The organism is Candidatus Pelagibacter sp. PS_31 (assembly GCF_059417865.1).
The window spans coordinates 64,343-80,630 of record NZ_CM182069.1 but is presented as its reverse complement, the minus strand read 5'-3'; the positions used below and the strand labels follow the sequence as shown (position 1 = coordinate 80,630).

Below are 16,288 nucleotides of genomic sequence, written 5' to 3'. Positions count from 1 at the left end.
ATATGTAAAAAAGAATTTTTTTAGTTAATTAACAAAGACTTATTATGCTTGTTCGTATTTTTTTTGAATACCTTCAACGAACTCATTAATTTCGTCTAAAAACTTGAGCTTTTTCTCATCTTTTTCGTTGGTATATCTATCTCTTAAATTATCACACTCAAAATAAAATTCTTTGCATGTCCACCATTTTTCTTTTTCATCACTTAATATTCTTTCGGCTATTCCACGTTTAATGGTCTTAAACATATCAGGAGGAAGTGTCTCAGGTGATTCTTGATATATTATCTTTTTTCCAAAGCTTACCATTCTCTCATCCTCAAATTTATCTAATAATATTAATTTATCTTTCCAAGAAGCTGCATGCCATTTTGGAAATAAAGCTGTGTCTTTTTGAGGAGTAAATTTTTTATAAATTGTCTCTTCTGCCAGTAAATCAACTTGTGAGTCGAATTGTGCTTTTTCTTCAGCTGTTTCTCGTAATGCGGTTAAAACATTTTGAGAAAATCTCTCATTACTGTTTACTAATTTTGCACGCTCTTTAATTAGATCGGGATCAAGATTACTATATGGTTCAACTTGTAGTCCATAACTTGCGTCTAAAATTATAGGAGCTTTATTTGATCGTATAGTTCTTAAAAACTTTAATTTTTTAATAGCACTTTTAAGTTCAGAAATTGACATATCAAATAATGGGATCGGATCAATTTTAAGATCAAAAGCTTGGCCCCATTGATAGATTGGGTGAATACAATGTTTTGGGTGAAGTGGTGCAACTAAAAATCTATAATTTTTACCAAAATGATATTCTGCTAATGTAAACATTTTTTCAGTTTTAAATATCGTCTCAGTATCACTCTTATTTGCTGTTCTTAAAAATGTATCCCAAGTCTGAGGTTGATTTTTTTTAATTAATCCTAAAACTTTAACAGTTAGTTCTGCATCAAATAAAGCTGAGTGAGCTCCACTTGATTCAAAGCCATTCATTCTAGCTAACGATTCTAGTTTCATGACCGCATTACCTTTTGCATTTGTTTCAGTTTTTATAACACTCTCATCAACTGCATGGGCACCTCTTGCAATGTTTAAACCATCATGTCTTTTGTTCGGGGTTGCATTGGTGATATAAGGATATCTAATTCCTCTAAAGAATTCGTTTCTTATCATCTCATCATCAAAGCCAATGTTTGACCAACCCATGAATATTGCTGGGCTCCATTTTTTAAATGTTGCTTCTAACTGAGATAACATTTGGTAATGACTTAAATTTCCTTTAGTTAATAAATCAACACTAGTTTTGTTAACTATCAAAGCCATTGCTTGAGGAACCTCTCCTTCTGGTAATCTACATCTAAAATTAAAACGATCTAATTCTTTAAAATTTGTGTCAACTAAAATACCACCTACTTCAATAATACTTCCCCATGAAGTATTGGCACTACTAGATTCAATGTCCCATATTGCTAAATTCATATTAGTTCATATTCCGTTGATGATAGTATTGTTCTACTTTTTCTAAAAACTTGTTTTGGTATTCTTCTAGTTTTTCACCTTGAATTCTAAAGTCTTGGAATAAATTATCTACAGTGCAAAGTAAAACAATTCCTTGGGTTATTTTTGAATTATGGACAACGTTATGAGCTAATGAATATGCCCCTAATTGAAGATAATAGTCCTCAATCCACTCTTCTTTTTTTGGTTTATTGGATTGTTTAAAATCAATGATAGTTTCTTGCCCTTCATACACACCAACTGCATCACATGTACCTGCGTATTTTCCAGGATAATACAATGTTGCTTCAGTACCATAAATTTCTGACAATTTTCCTTTAATACCTTGTTCGATAATTTCGTCTGCCATTTTTTTAGATTTGCTAGCCTCTTCTTCTAATAGCTCTAAATTTAATTGACCTAATAAATATTTTTCTAAATGAGAATGCATTGATGTGCCTCTGCTTGAAGCATCATTTTTAATTCTATTTGCTTCAGCAGCTCCCACTCTTGCCTTCCAATTTGCAAGGGATGCTTTTTTTTCTTCACTTTGTGTTGCTTGTAATATGGAAGTTACTGAAGGAAGCTTTTCTTGATTTACAGCATACATCCTTGAACCACTCACCATTGATCTCATAGATTTTGGATAAGTAAATTTATTATTCCACTGCATATAGTTTGTTATAAGCGGTATTGAAGAAAAAAAGAAATTAATTTTTTGCTTGTTTTGAATGGTCAACAAATTTTTCTACATTTTCTGTTTGAACAGCTTTATCAACTCGTTCAGGATCTTTAATATTTTCTAGGCTTCTGCTAATCGATCTTGCATCTGTTCCAAACTTATCAACAACAATCATTGCTTCTTCTAATTTTTTTCTAAGAGCAACTATATTTTCAAAATGTTTTCCAAATCTTGAGCTAATTGTTTTTAGATGATCGTAGATTTCTGTTGCACCTTTTTGAACTTTTAAAGATTGAAAGCCCATGTGTAATGATTGCAAATAAGCAGAAAGAGTATTTGGACCACAGATTACAACTTTATGTTTTTTCATTAATTCTTGAGTTAATAATTCTTTAGTAGTTGGATCTTGGTATTCAGTTAATTCTTTATATAAACTTTCAGTTGGCGCATAAACTATTGCAAAGTCTGTAGTTTTTGGTGGAACAATATATTTTTCATTAACACTTTTAGCTTTTGTTTTAAATGCAGTAGCTAATTTTGCTCTTGCATCTGCAACAGCTCTTTTGTCATCCGCATCATAACCATCGGTAATTGCTTTAAATTTTTCTACTGGGAAATGACTATCCACTGGAACTAGAACATCTCCTTGAAGCTTAATTGCAAATTCAACATTTTCACTTGTGTCCTCTTTCATCTTAACGTTAGTCATGAATTGAGAAGCAGGTAACAAGTCTTTAATCAGTGCATCTAATGAAAACTCTGCAAGAGTTCCATATTTTTTAACTCCAGCTAAAATTTTCGTTATACCTTCTTGGCTTTTATTTAATAACTCTACTTGGTTATTAAAATTTCCTACTTTTTCATCAACTTTTGTTAAGGCCTCTGTCATATCTTTTGTTACCCCAGTTGATAGGTTGTTAAATGAAGTCGACATTGAACCAAGTGAAGTATTAATAGTAGTATTTAAGGTATCTTTTAATGAAGTAATTTCTGTCTTTAAATTAGCCATCTCTTCAGCTTCTTTATTTTCACTACCATCTTTTGGCTTAGATCTTAAGTTTAGATAAAGGATTGCTAAAGCAACTCCTAACAACAAGACTAATACGGTTAATAAAATTATGTCCATGATTCTAGGAGATATTTTATAGTAAAAATTTGATTTATATATGTAATTATTTAAAACTGTCTCTATGGAATTAATCTTAATACTAAAAATACTACTTATTATAGGAGCTATTGTTGCAGCTTATGCTGTGCTTAGAAACCTTGATATTATTAAGATTATCTTAATTTACGTAAAGGATACTTTACTTCGAAAGTAACTTAACTAGTTTTTTAACCAAACCATTTTTTAAAGAGGGTTTTGAAGTCATCATGCAGGCTTCTGACTTTAAAATTTCACCATCTTTAAGAATTCGAAGATTATTTGCTCTTAGAGTTTCACCAGACGAAGTAATATCAGTTATAATTTCAGATGATTCTGTAAAAGGATACGCTTCAGTTGCACCTAAACTACTAACTAATTTAAATTGAGTAACTCCTTTTGAAAACAAAAACTCCCTTGTTAAATTCGGATATTTTGTTGCCACTCTTAATCTTTTTTTCTTTTTATCTTTAAATTCAAAAGCAATTTCTTCTAAATCAGCAACTGTTTGGACATCAATCCAAGGATCTGGGATAGCCACAACCAATGTTGCTTTACCAAAGTCATAATTCTTAACAACACTTATTTTTTTTTGAATATTTACTTCACTTTCTTTTAATAAATCAAATCCAGAAAAGCCAAGATCTAAAGAGCCATCTCCAAGTCTTTCAACTATCTCTCTTGCATGAAGATATAATACTTTAACATTTTTCAAGTTTTTAATAGATCCTAATAAATCTCTTTCACCTCTTTCTGAGATTAAATTTAGTTTATTTTTTTTAAATATCTTTAAGATATCAGCTCTCAATCTGCCTTTACTTGGAATTCCGATATTAATAATATTTTTTATCATTAGTAATTTAAATTTAAAGCAGCTCCTACTGCTGGAACTTGTTTTTTTGATCCAAGATCTGAAATTAGCTTGTCATAACGTCCACCATTAATGATGTTAATATTTTTAGATTTAGATTTAATATCAATTTTAAAGACCATACCTGTATAATATTCTAATTGACGCCCAAAAGACGCTGAGAACTCTACATTTAATTTCTGAATTTTATTTAATGAAGTTGGGAAATATTTTTGATCCACAACTAAATTAATTTTATTTTTTTTAAAAAAGATATTAAGTTTTTTAGCAGCTTGTCCTATTGGACAGTTAATTTTTAAAAACTCTCTAATAATTTTTGAAACGTTTTTACCTCTACTAGCTCTTCTTGGATCTTTAATCTTGTTATCAAGTCTCTTTAAAATCTCTTCAATTGATCGTCCAGCAACTACAATTTGCCGATTATCTTTTAGCATTTTTTGATATCTCTTTTTATCAACCTCAACAATTGTTGGGTCTACATCAGAGTTTGTCTCTAACCTTTTTAATAAATCATTGAAGTATACTTCTCTCCAAAAGTGTCTTGAAAGCCTTAACTTCCATCTTTTTGGGATATCTAGTTTTGAAATTAATAAATTGAAAATCTCAACGTTACCAATTTTTAAAGTCCCTGATGAATATTGTAAATTAGATAAAGATTTTAGGGCTGTATTAATAATTTCTTTATCATCTTTTTTTTCATCTTTAGAGCCAATGATCTCAAAGCCAACTTGATCTCTAATAATAGAATCTTTTTTATTATTTGATTTTCTATAAGCCTGACCGCTATAAAATATTTTCTCTTTTCCTTTAAGATTATTTTCTAAGTATCTTAAACATGATGCTATTGTGAGATCTGGTCTTAGACAAAGCTCACTACCATTTTGATCAGTAAATGAAAAAATAAACTTTCTAAAATTTTCCCCAGATCGTTGAACGATATGATTGGCCTCAATTACTGAAGGTAAATCAATATATTTAAATCCTTTAGATTTAACCGATCTAAGAATTTTTTCAGATAAATTTTTTGATTTCATTAATTAAATTTTCTTTTGGGAACGTTAACTGATTGTTTTCACCTTTAACTCCTAAAAGGTTTTTTAAAGTAATCGTATTATCTTTAAATTCATTTTCACCACAAATAACAGCTATCGGGCATTGTTTTTTATTAGCATATGTTAATTGTTTGCCTAGATTTTTTTTACTATCTAAAAATATTTCAGAGTTAATATTATTGTCTCTTAAAACTTTTAAAATTTCATAATAATTTTTTAAATACTTTTCATCCATTACACAAATAATGACTGGTTTTTTCTCATCAACTTCAATTTGATCAAGTTGCATCATAGCAAATAATAATCGGTCAACACCAATACTCATTCCAGTTCCAGGAATATCAACTCCCTTAAATCTTGAAATTAATTTGTTATATTGTCCACCTGAACAAATACTTCCTATATCAACTTCTTTACCTTTGTTATTTGTTGTCTTAAATTTTAAATTTGTTTCAACACAAAATCCGTCATAATAAGCAAGACCTCTAACAATTGTAAAGTTTGTCTTTATTTGATCTAAATAATCTCCATAACTTACTATTTCTAATAATTCTTCTAGTTCTTTAATTCCTTCTTGAGATAAAGGGTTTTTTAAATTTTCTTTTAATTCTTTTAAATCTTTTACTTTCAGGAAGTTAATTATTTGTGAAGCTTGATCATCTGTTAAGTTAGCACCCTTTGTAACAGCTCCACTTACATCTACTCTTTCTTCTTTTAATAAATCTTCAACTCCTCTTAAACCAAAGCCAGGCTTATCTAATTTATCTATTGCTCTCATAACCTTTATCTTCTTATCATCGGATATTTTAAGGTCTTCAATTAAACCTTGAACAATTTTTCTATTACTAATGTTAACAACGAACTGATCTTTTTTTAAACCACAGGCAAGAAGTGTACTTGCAATTAAATTACAAAGTTCGGCATTGGCTTGAGCTGGATTAACGTTACCAACGATATCTGCATCACATTGTAAAAAGCTTCTATAGCGAGCATTGCCTGCTTTTTCGTTTCTCCATACATCACCCATTTGATATCTTTTATAAGGTAAGGGTAATTCCTGATTATTTTGAGCAACAAATCTAGCTAATGGACTTGATAAATCATATCTAAGTGTAATATTTTTCTCCCCATCTTTGAATGAGAATACGTCAGACATAGGATTACTATCATCATCTGCAAGAAATGATCCTATGTTCTCTGAAATTTCAAATGAAGGCGTTTCAAGAGCGCTAAAACCAAATTTTACAAAATTAGCTTCAATAATATTAATTAACTTTTTCTTGAGAATTAATTTTTTGCCCCATCGATCTTCAAATCCTGAGGGTAACCCAGGAATTAGTTTATTTTCTTTATTCATCTTTTTGGTACCCGGGCTGAGAATCGAACTCAAACTTAAAGTTCCACAAACTTTCGTGCTAACCGTTACACCACCCAGGCATTCCTTGTGTTTATATTATTTTTGTGTGGATTTAAAATTATATTATAAATAAATAGCCTAAAGGCTATGGAAACAAAGTCTGTGAGTACTTCTTGAAGTCTCTCTGTATGTAATATTTATAATCATGATCAGTCTTTTAGACAATTAAGAATAATTTTCAACACCTAAATATAAAAGGACGTTAACCTTATTTTTAAGGATAAAACGCCCTTTTAGATTTTTGAAGTTTAAGAACTAGTCTATTTTTTTTAAATTTACAGCTGAAGGGCCTTTCGGGCCATCCTCCATCTCAAATTCTAGTTTATCACCTTCGTTTAAAAAACGCATACCTGCAGTTTTTACTGCTGATGCGTGAACGAATGCATCTTTTTCTTTATCTTCTCTTTCAATAAAGCCAAAACCTTTTTTACCGTTAAACCACTTTACTGTTCCTTTTAGTGTGCTCATTTTTACTTATCCTTTTATTATTTATATAAAAAATTATTTTATTTTTTTTATTTTTTCAATAATTTTTTGGATTTTTAAAGGGAGGTGGTGGTGGCCCCAACTGGACTCGAACCAGTGACACACGGATTTTCAATCCGATGCTCTACCAACTGAGCTACAGGGCCCCTTATTAACCTCTAAAAGTGATACGACCTTTGGTCAAATCGTAAGGTGTCATTTCAACTTGAACCTTATCACCTTGAAGTACTCTAATTCTGTTCTTACGCAATTTGCCTGCAGCATGAGCTGTAACAATATGGCCGTTTTCTAATTTTACTCTAAACATTGCATTTGGTAATAAATCCTCAACAATTCCTGAGAACGACAGCATTTCTTGTTTTGACAAATTTATTTTCTCCTAATTCTTTTTTCTACCGACTTAGCGTGTCCCACTAAACCCTCGTAGTTTGCAAGTGTTATAACTGATGGACCAAGGGTTTCAATCCCTTTTTTTGATAGGTTTATATATGAAATTCTTTTATAAAATTCATTAACACTAACTCCACTTGAATATCTTGCTGAGGAATTGGTTGGCAATACATGGTTAGAGCCAACATTATAATCTGTCATTGCCATTACAGCATATTTTCCTAAACAGATAGATCCTGCATTTTTAATCTTACTCACTACCTTTTTATAGTTCTTAGTATTAAGCTCTAAGTGCTCAGGAGCAATTTTATTTACTGTGTTAATAATTTTTTGGTCAGACGGCATATGAATTAAAATTCCATTATTAAGTAGACTATTTTTTGCAATCACTGCTCTAGGCAATTCTTTTAATTGATTGATAATTTCATAATTAACTTTTTTAATAATTGATTTATCTTTTGAAATTAAAATACATTGAGCAAGATTATCATGTTCTGCTTGACCAATTAGATCGCTCGCTATCCATTCAGGATTTGAAAACTTATCACAAACAATTGTCACTTCAGAAGGACCTGCGATCATTCCTTCAATTCCAACATCTCCAAATACTTCTTTTTTTGCTGCAGCTACATAAGAATTTCCAGGGCCAATAATTTTGTCAACTTTTTTAATTTTCTTTGTACCATATGCAACAGCTGCAATAGCAGATGGTCCTCCAATTGAATAAATCTCTTTAATCTTACATTTTTTAGCAGCATATAATACTGCAGGATTTTGTTTACCTTTTTGACCTGGATTAACCATAACTAGTCTTTTCACTCCAGCAACAATTGCAGGTACTGCATTCATTAAAACACTGGAAGGATATGAAGCTGTTGAACCAGGCACATAAATTGCAACTGACTCAATAGGTACGTATTTATACTCTAATTTATTTTTTAGTTTGTCTGTATAAGAAATGTTTTTAAATTTTTGTAATGAATGGAATTTATAAATTCTATCATAAGCAAGATCGACTGCCTTTTTAACTTTTGGATCTAAAGACTGAATAGCTCTATTTATTTGTTTTATGCTTGGGGTAATAATATTATTTTTATTAAATCTCTTTTCATACTTTAAAATAGCTTTATCTCCATTTTTCTTAACATCTTTAATAATTTTAATAACTGAAACTGAATTAAGTTGGACTTTGTTTTTTCGTTTAGACAGTAATGCGTCTAAAGCTTTATCAAAGTTTTTATTTTTACTATCTAATATCTTAATCATTAATCAGCTTTGTTTTGGTCATCTAAAGTTACTTCAATTATTTCTGTCGATAATGTAATATATGCATTGTTTGTAAACATTAAGTTTATCTCATAATTGTCATTATTTTTTAAATAATCCATCCCAATTAACTCTAATTTTTCCTCAGGGTCGTTTTGTTTAATATTTTTAGATTTAACTCTATCTACAAATTCAAATTTGCAAATACTAGTAATTTTTTTATCTTGTTCCTCCGTTTCTACTTTAGATCTTTTTAATGATAATAGAAAAACTTTGTTTTTCTGAAGATATTTAATTTCATTAACTTTAACTTCAGCTCCAGAGCAACATGCTGAGATTACTTGTAATCCCTCATTATCTGTAGCTATAATTTTTGATAAATATTTTTTATCCATTAATTAATTCTCTTAATTTTAGCCCCTACTTTTTTTAATTTCTTCTCTATATCTTCATAGCCCCTATCAAGGTGATATATTCTATTAATTACTGATTTTCCTTTAGCTGCAAGAGCTGCAAGAATTAAAGATACAGAAGCTCTTAAATCTGTGGCCATTAATTCTGCTGCTTCAAATTTGATATTTCCTTCTATGCTTGCTTGATTTCCATTAATAGAAATTTTAGCTCCCATTCTATTAAGCTCTGCAACGTGCATAAACCTATTTTCAAATATTTCTTCTTTAATATGAGATCTTTTATTAGCCTTACATAATAATACCATCATTTGTGCCTGCAAATCTGTTGGAAACCCTGGATAAGGAGATGTTTTAATATTTATATTTTTAATCTTTTTACTTCCTTGAATAAGGATTTCATTTTTTTTTAAAGTAATTTTTGATCCTACTTTTTTTAAGATATTAATTTCTGTACTTATTATCTTATGATCAATTCCAGTAATTTTCAAATTTCCTTCAGTTAATGCTGCAGCTATTAAATAAGTTCCGGCCTCTATTCTATCCGGCATTACTGAATAATCTAATTCTTTAAGATTGTTCACTCCTTCAATTCTAACCGTTCTCTTTGCAGTCCACTTAATATTACACCCCATATTAATTAAAAAATTAACTAAATCTTTAATCTCAGGTTCAATCGCACAATTTGATAAAGTTGTTTTTCCTTTAGCTAAACATGCGGCTATAATTAAATTTTCTGTAGCACCAACTGAAACTTTAGGAAATTTTATATTTGCTCCTATTAATCCTTTGGGTGCATTAGCATGCACATAACCTTGGATAATTTTATATTTAACTCCAAGTTTTGATAGAGCTTGTAAATGAATATCAACAGGTCTTGTCCCTATTGCGCAGCCGCCAGGTAATGAAACTTTTGCTTTACCAAATTTAGCAAGTAATGGTCCTAAAACTAATATTCCTGCTCTCATAGTTTTAACCAAACTATAAGCTGCAAAAGTTTTTGTTTGCTTGGTATTTTTGATAATCAATTCTTTTTTATTATCTTCAATAATTGAACCTAATGACTTTAGTAAAAGTATCATTGTTTCAATATCTTTTACCCTTGGGAGGTTTGCTAAAGATATTTTTTTATTTGATAATAATGTTGCAGCTAAAATAGGAAGGGATGCATTTTTAGAACCTGAAATTCTAATTTGTCCCTTGAGCTTTGCTGCCCCAAAGACTTCCAATTTTTTCATGATTATACTTTTGGTAAAGTTACTCCAGTTTGACCCATATATTTTCCTTTACGGTCAGCGTATGAAGTTTCAGGAGACTGATCTCCTTTTAGAAATAAAAATTGTGCAACACCTTCATTTGCATAAATTTTTGCAGGTAGCGGTGTGGTATTAGAAAACTCAAGAGTAACTGTTCCAAAAAACTCAGATTCAATTGGAGTTACATTAACTATGATTCCTGTTCTTGCATATGTACTCTTACCAACAACAATACACATAATATCTCTTGGAATTTTAAAGACTTCAATAGTAGTTCCAAGAGCGAAAGAATTAGGAGGAATGATAATATATTCAGAACTTTTTTTGGTTACAAAATTATCTGAACTAAACTCCTTAGGGTCAACGATAGAAGAATTAACATTATGAAATATCTTAAATTCATCTCCTACTCTAGCATCATAGCCAAATGAACTAAGTCCATAAGAAATTTTACCATCCCTGACTTGCTTATCTATAAAAGGAGAAATCATTGACTGCTCAACTGCTAACTTCCTTATAGATTTATCAGAAAGTACTGACATTATTTACTTTTCTTCTTATTTTTTTTTTGAAAAATTTTTCTTTTTTTTAAATTTTTTCTAAGAGCCAGACTTAACTTCTCATTTTTTTCTTTATCATTCATTATTTGTCTGGATTAGTTAAAAAATCTAAAGTGATAGGCTTTGATGCATCTAAAGTTTTCTCTGGTTCTTCTTGAACTTTTGGTCCCTCTTTAGCTTCACGTTTTGCTTTTTTTTCAGCAAGCTTTTTTTCTCTCTTTGCCTGCTTCTCCATAAGCTTATTGCCTTTAGTAGATTTATAATCGTAATGAATGCCCATAAAATTTCCTCCGTAGGTATAAATCATTATATGAAAAAAATTAAGGCAATTTTTTGAAAAAATGATTTATTATAGAAATACTTCGATAAAATAACAAATTAGCCCCTATAGTTAAATGGCATAACATGTCCATGGTAAGGATAAATTTCAAGTTCGATTCTTGGTGGGGGCACCAGATTATTTTTTGTAGAATATTTTTCTAGCAACAATTGCAGCTACTAATAAAACTCCAAAAGCAATCATTGGAATGTAGATATCTGGTGAATATATCAAATCAATGATTCTAGGAGCTTCTAAGTTTTGTTCTATGATTTTTTCAAGTCCACTTCCAATTGAAACAACTAAAAATAGTGGTGGAGCTAATCCTATTAATGTTGCCCAAAAAAAATTACTCACTCTAACATTAAAAATACAAGGTAACACATTTGATAATGCAAAAGGAATGCCTCCAATAAATCTATAAGCTAAAAGATAAATGAATTCTGATTTTTTAAATTTTACTTCTAAATTTTTAAATCTATTTAAAAACTTTTCTTTAATAATTTCTTTAAAAAAATAATTTCCAATAATGTATAAAATTGTTGCACCAATAGTCATTCCAATTATTAGAATAATCGTTCCAAGCCACTTGCCAAAAATAAACCCTGCTAAGAGTGCAACTGGCAAACCAAATCCAGCCATCACAACCCAAATAATTGTGGCTATTAAAAATATTAAAGAAATTAAAAATAAATTAGTTTGTTTTAATCCAAAAAAATAATCTCTATTGTTTTTAATAAATTCATAGCTTGTTAATTCTTCGAGGGTGAATTTTGATAAAAAAAAGTATAAAAATGATGAAACAACTAGAAGATAAAATAAACCTAAAGTTATCTTAACTTTTTTTGATTTTTCCATAATTTATTGGTCGTATTATAAAATCTTCTATTTGCTATTTATACATATAATTACTATAAAGGGCGAAATTTAAAAAAACTTAAATAAATCCTATGAAAAGAACATATCAGCCCAAAGTTGGAAAACGTCTTAAGAAACATGGCTTCAGATCAAAGATGGCAACTAAAGGTGGTAAGAAACTTATTAAGAGAAGACGTGATAAGGGACGTAAAAACCTTACAGTGTCATCCACTCAAAAAAAACCTCAGGGTAAATAGTTCAAAATAAATGAAAAGCAAAATTGTTGCTCTTTCTAAAAACGAAGATTTTAAAAATTTACTTAAGAAAAAAAAAATCTCAAATAAATATATCACTCTCTTTTTTGGTCCTCTTGCAGATAAAGATAATAGAAAATTAAATATTAGCTTTGTAGCTAAAAAAAAACTAATCCGTAGTGCTGTAAAGAGAAATAAAATTAAAAGAAGATTAAGAAATATAATGAACGAAGCTATAAAAAAAGTGTCTATAAACTTTAATTATTCTTACCTTGTGATTGCGAAAATAACTATGCTAAACAATGAATATACGATAATAAAAGATACTTTATTCCAAGACATAGAAAAGATTAAGTAATGAATATTATATCAAACATTTTAATTGGCCTGATCAAATTTTATAAAATGGTTATTAGCCCCTACTTAACTCCTTCGTGTAGATATCTTCCAACTTGCTCAGAGTATACAATTGAATGTTTAAGAACATATGGACTTGTTAAGGCAATCTCAAAAAGTACTAAAAGAATATTTTCATGTCATCCTATTAAGATGTTGGGCGGTGGTGAAGGATTTGATCCAGTAAATAAAGAATTAAAGGCTAAGAAATAATGGATACTAAAAACGTAATTGCAGCAATATCCTTATCAGCAGCAGTAATCGTTTTATACTCTCTTTTTTTTCAGCCTGACCCTGCAACTATTAAACAAAATCTAGCTGAACAAAATAAAATTGAAAATAATACAGATACTCCAAGCTTAGATAAAAATGAAAATTTTTCGAAACTTTCAAGAACAGATGCTTTAAAAGAAAATGATAGAATTCAATTTGAAAATGGAAGTGTTGTTGGGTCAATTTCTTTAAAGGGTGCAGCAATAGATGATTTAACTTTTAAAGAATATAATGTTGAACTTAATAAAAATGAAAAAATTATCTTATTAAATCCAAGAAATGTTGAAGATGGTTATTTAATTGAAAGTGGCTTTGTAAGTACTAACAAAAATATTGATATACCTGATGCTTCTACTGTCTGGGAAATTACTGGAAATAAAAGATTAACCAATAATAATCCTATAAAACTAACATGGAGTAATACTCAAGGGATTACATTTGAGAAACATATAAGTCTAGATGATCAATTTTTATTTACTGTAAAAGAAAAAATAATTAACTCATCAGATAAATCCTATAATTTTTACTCCTATGGGCAAATAATTAGAAATGAGATACCAGAGATATCTGGCTTTTATATTTTGCATGAAGGGTTTTTATCTGTACTTGATGATGAATTAATTGAGGAAGATTACGACGATATCCAGGATAAAAAATTTACTCAAATCGCACAAGAGGGATTTGTTGCTATTTCAGATAAATTTTGGGTTACATCAGTTATACCACCAAAGGGTAAAGAGTTTAAAACAACTTTTGACTATAAAAATAAATTCAGAGCAAATTACATATCTACCAAAGGTATTGAGGTTAAAGCAAACAGTTCCATTGAAGAAAAAATTCAAATTATAGTTGCTGCTAAAAGAGTAAATGTAATTGATGGTTATGCTGAAAATTTAGATATCAACAAATTTGATCTAGCGATTGATTGGGGCTTTATGTACTTCATCACAAAACCTTTGTTCTTTGTATTAGATTACTTCTTTAAATTACTTGGTAATTACGGTTTAGCAATTATTGCTGTCACTATTTGCATTAGATTGGCATTCTTTCCTCTTGCCAATTTTAGTTTTAAGTCTATGGGAAAAATGAAGTTATTAGCACCTGAAATGGCTCGTCTAAAAGAGTTACACAAGGATGACAAAATGAAATTGCAACAAGCAATGATGGCTCTTTATAAAAAAGAAAAAGTTAATCCAATGAGTGGTTGTCTTCCTATTCTGGTTCAGATTCCTGTTTTCTTTGCGCTATATAAAGTATTATTTGTAACCATTGAAATGAGACACATGCCATTTTATGGATGGATACATGACTTAAGTGATAGAGATCCAACATCTTTATTCAATGTTTTTGGTTTAATTCCTTGGGATCCACCTTCTTTCTTATTAATAGGTGCGTGGCCTATCATTATGGGTATCACAATGTGGATACAGCAGAAACTAAACCCAACGCCACCAGATCCTATACAGGCTAAAATATTTATGTTTTTCCCAGTTTTTTTAACTGTAATTCTTGCACCATTTCCTGCAGGTCTTGTTATCTACTGGAGCTTCAACAACATCTTCACAATGATACAACAATATATTGTTCAAAGAAAAATGACTATCAAAACAACATAAATGTCATCGTTAAGAGAAGAAGAATTAATAAATATCCTACCCAAAGATGGCCCAACAGTTGAAGAAGTAAAAAAATATTTAGAAAAATATAATGATGAATTTATTATCATTAAGTGTGGTGGCAGTGTTTTAGTTGATCCAAAATTATTTAAAGTTTTTATTGAAGATGTAGTCGTTTTAAAAAAACTTGGTTTCAATCCTATAATTGTTCATGGAGGTGGAAAAAGAATTAATAGTAAGCTTTTAGAAGTTAATATTAAAAGCAATTTTATTAACGGACTAAGAGTTACTGATAAAGATACGATCAACATAGTTGAGGATGTATTAATCGAATTTAATAAAGAGATTGTTGAAGCTTTAAATGAGTTAGATTGCAAAGCAAAAAGAATTACCTCAAAAGAAAATAATATAATTACTGTCGTACAAGAAAACAAAGACCTTGGATTTGTGGGAAGGCCCACTGGGATTAACAAAGAGTTCTTAACTGAAATAATAAAAGCAAACAAAGTACCAGTCATTGCACCCTTAGGTTTGGATAAAGATAATCAGACCTTTAATATAAATGCAGATACTACTGCAGGATCGATTGCAATTGAACTAAAAGCTAGAAGATTAATGATTATTAGTGATGTTGAGGGCGTATTAGACAGTGAAAAAAAACTAATCCCTGAAATTAATTCTAAAAAAGCTAATGAATTAATTGATCAAGAAGTAATTTCTGGTGGAATGATACCTAAAATTAAGAATTGTCTAGATGTTGCAAGTAATGGAGTTAAGGCAGTTGTAATAATTGATGGAAGAAAAAATCACTCACTCCTTTTTGAACTATTATCTGATAAAGGTTCAGGAACTTTAATTAGAGAATGAAAAATTTAATTGATACTAAATACTGGCTATTCGACTTAGATAATACTTTGTATTCTGGACAAACAAAGGTTTTTTCTGAAGTTGATAAAAAGATGTCTTCTTTTATTTCAAAGAAATTTAATGTCGATTTAATTAAAGCAAGAGAAATTCAAAAAAAATACTTCTATGAATATGGAACGACATTATCTGGATTAATGAGTCACGATAAAATTGATCCACATGAATTTTTGGAATTTGTTCATGATATTGATATTAGCTGGCTTCCTAAAGATGAGATATTAAGAGAAGAATTAATTAAAATAAAAGAAAAGAAATATATTTTTACTAATGGTTCTCACGCTCATGTTGAAAATGTAACTAAACAACTAGGTATAGATGGTTTGTTTGATGGAGCGTTTGATATTGTTGATGCTAATTTTATTCCAAAACCAAAAATTGAACCTTATAAAAAGATAGTAGAAAAATTTGAGCTTGATCCAACAAAATCAATATTAATCGAAGATATTGCTCATAATTTAGAACAAGCGAAAAATTTAGGAATGAAAACTTGTTGGCTTGAGAATGATGAAGTATTTGCAAAAAAAGATGCCGATAAACCATATATTGATTATAAGATTAAGAACTTGCCTTCTTTTCTTCAAGAAATTAATATATTAAAAGCACAATAAAACTAACCTACTAAA

General features: G+C 29.5%; 20 protein-coding genes and 3 tRNA genes. 7 read left to right on the top strand and 16 right to left on the bottom strand.

What is annotated here, in order from left to right; genetic code table 11:
• Positions 1-42: 42 nt before the first annotated feature.
• The 15 genes from AC5SLN_RS00420 to AC5SLN_RS00350 form a co-directional block, all read right to left on the bottom strand.
• Complete coding sequence (locus AC5SLN_RS00420) at positions 43-1,470, bottom strand: exonuclease domain-containing protein (RefSeq protein ID WP_494593517.1); 1,428 nt, start codon at positions 1,468-1,470, stop codon at positions 43-45.
• Position 1,471: 1 nt separating this feature from the next.
• Positions 1,472-2,161: a hypothetical protein gene (locus AC5SLN_RS00415; protein WP_027306781.1), complete on the bottom strand. Its 690-nt coding sequence runs from the start codon at positions 2,159-2,161 to the stop codon at positions 1,472-1,474.
• A 37-nt stretch (positions 2,162-2,198) separates the two neighbouring features.
• A complete protein-coding gene (locus AC5SLN_RS00410) occupies positions 2,199-3,296 on the bottom strand; it encodes a DNA recombination protein RmuC (protein WP_494593515.1) in 1,098 nt (365 codons plus the stop codon).
• A gap of 181 nt (positions 3,297-3,477) precedes the next feature.
• The gene (gene hisG / locus AC5SLN_RS00405) at positions 3,478-4,167 is read right to left on the bottom strand and encodes an ATP phosphoribosyltransferase (protein ID WP_494576967.1); all 690 of its coding nucleotides are present in this window, start codon (positions 4,165-4,167) and stop codon (positions 3,478-3,480) included.
• On the bottom strand, positions 4,167-5,219 hold the full coding sequence (locus AC5SLN_RS00400; protein WP_494593513.1) for an ATP phosphoribosyltransferase regulatory subunit: 1,053 nt from the start codon (positions 5,217-5,219) through the stop codon (positions 4,167-4,169). The genes hisG and AC5SLN_RS00400 overlap by 1 nt, the downstream gene beginning before the upstream one ends.
• Entirely contained in the window at positions 5,197-6,594 is a 1,398-nt protein-coding gene (gene hisS, locus AC5SLN_RS00395; RefSeq protein ID WP_494593511.1) for a histidine--tRNA ligase, read from the bottom strand. The genes AC5SLN_RS00400 and hisS overlap by 23 nt, the downstream gene beginning before the upstream one ends.
• Positions 6,595-6,599: 5 nt before the next feature.
• A tRNA-His gene (locus AC5SLN_RS00390) sits at positions 6,600-6,674 on the bottom strand.
• Positions 6,675-6,909: 235 nt separating this feature from the next.
• Positions 6,910-7,122, bottom strand: coding sequence for a cold-shock protein (locus AC5SLN_RS00385; protein WP_006997426.1), 213 nt, complete (start codon positions 7,120-7,122; stop codon positions 6,910-6,912).
• A gap of 88 nt (positions 7,123-7,210) precedes the next feature.
• A tRNA-Phe gene (locus tag AC5SLN_RS00380) sits at positions 7,211-7,286 on the bottom strand.
• A 5-nt stretch (positions 7,287-7,291) separates the two neighbouring features.
• Positions 7,292-7,507: a translation initiation factor IF-1 gene (gene infA, locus AC5SLN_RS00375; RefSeq protein ID WP_006997427.1), complete on the bottom strand. Its 216-nt coding sequence runs from the start codon at positions 7,505-7,507 to the stop codon at positions 7,292-7,294.
• Between the two features lie 2 nt (positions 7,508-7,509).
• Complete coding sequence (gene hisD, locus AC5SLN_RS00370) at positions 7,510-8,796, bottom strand: histidinol dehydrogenase (protein ID WP_494593509.1); 1,287 nt, start codon at positions 8,794-8,796, stop codon at positions 7,510-7,512.
• Positions 8,796-9,191: a DUF2948 family protein gene (locus AC5SLN_RS00365; protein ID WP_006997429.1), complete on the bottom strand. Its 396-nt coding sequence runs from the start codon at positions 9,189-9,191 to the stop codon at positions 8,796-8,798. The genes hisD and AC5SLN_RS00365 overlap by 1 nt, the downstream gene beginning before the upstream one ends.
• Entirely contained in the window at positions 9,191-10,444 is a 1,254-nt protein-coding gene (murA, locus tag AC5SLN_RS00360) for a UDP-N-acetylglucosamine 1-carboxyvinyltransferase (protein ID WP_494593507.1), read from the bottom strand. The genes AC5SLN_RS00365 and murA overlap by 1 nt, the downstream gene beginning before the upstream one ends.
• Positions 10,445-10,446: 2 nt before the next feature.
• Positions 10,447-11,004: a dCTP deaminase gene (dcd, locus tag AC5SLN_RS00355; RefSeq protein ID WP_494593505.1), complete on the bottom strand. Its 558-nt coding sequence runs from the start codon at positions 11,002-11,004 to the stop codon at positions 10,447-10,449.
• A gap of 100 nt (positions 11,005-11,104) precedes the next feature.
• A complete protein-coding gene (locus AC5SLN_RS00350; protein ID WP_006997433.1) occupies positions 11,105-11,302 on the bottom strand; it encodes a hypothetical protein in 198 nt (65 codons plus the stop codon).
• Positions 11,303-11,403: 101 nt separating this feature from the next.
• Between AC5SLN_RS00350 and AC5SLN_RS00345 the strand changes: the two genes are divergently transcribed.
• Positions 11,404-11,477 (top strand) — tRNA-Thr (locus AC5SLN_RS00345).
• Between the two features lie 2 nt (positions 11,478-11,479).
• On the opposite strand, the gene AC5SLN_RS00340 is transcribed toward AC5SLN_RS00345, so the two are convergent.
• Positions 11,480-12,199: a TVP38/TMEM64 family protein gene (locus AC5SLN_RS00340; RefSeq protein WP_494593504.1), complete on the bottom strand. Its 720-nt coding sequence runs from the start codon at positions 12,197-12,199 to the stop codon at positions 11,480-11,482.
• A 92-nt stretch (positions 12,200-12,291) separates the two neighbouring features.
• On the opposite strand from AC5SLN_RS00340, the gene rpmH reads away from it, so the two are divergent.
• From rpmH to AC5SLN_RS00310, 6 genes are read left to right on the top strand one after another with little or no spacing between them, the layout of a single operon-like run.
• Entirely contained in the window at positions 12,292-12,456 is a 165-nt protein-coding gene (gene rpmH, locus AC5SLN_RS00335) for a 50S ribosomal protein L34 (RefSeq protein WP_006997435.1), read from the top strand.
• A 10-nt stretch (positions 12,457-12,466) separates the two neighbouring features.
• Positions 12,467-12,811, top strand: a complete 345-nt coding sequence (gene rnpA, locus AC5SLN_RS00330; protein ID WP_494593503.1) for a ribonuclease P protein component — start codon at positions 12,467-12,469, stop codon at positions 12,809-12,811.
• On the top strand, positions 12,811-13,062 hold the full coding sequence (gene yidD / locus AC5SLN_RS00325) for a membrane protein insertion efficiency factor YidD (protein WP_494593502.1): 252 nt from the start codon (positions 12,811-12,813) through the stop codon (positions 13,060-13,062). The genes rnpA and yidD overlap by 1 nt, the downstream gene beginning before the upstream one ends.
• Positions 13,062-14,738, top strand: a complete 1,677-nt coding sequence (gene yidC, locus AC5SLN_RS00320) for a membrane protein insertase YidC (RefSeq protein WP_494593501.1) — start codon at positions 13,062-13,064, stop codon at positions 14,736-14,738. Before yidD ends, yidC begins: the two co-directional genes overlap by 1 nt.
• A complete protein-coding gene (argB, locus tag AC5SLN_RS00315) occupies positions 14,739-15,605 on the top strand; it encodes an acetylglutamate kinase (protein ID WP_011281731.1) in 867 nt (288 codons plus the stop codon). It begins immediately after the preceding gene.
• On the top strand, positions 15,602-16,273 hold the full coding sequence (locus tag AC5SLN_RS00310) for a pyrimidine 5'-nucleotidase (protein ID WP_271480464.1): 672 nt from the start codon (positions 15,602-15,604) through the stop codon (positions 16,271-16,273). The genes argB and AC5SLN_RS00310 overlap by 4 nt, the downstream gene beginning before the upstream one ends.
• The last annotated feature ends 15 nt before the right edge of the window (positions 16,274-16,288 follow it).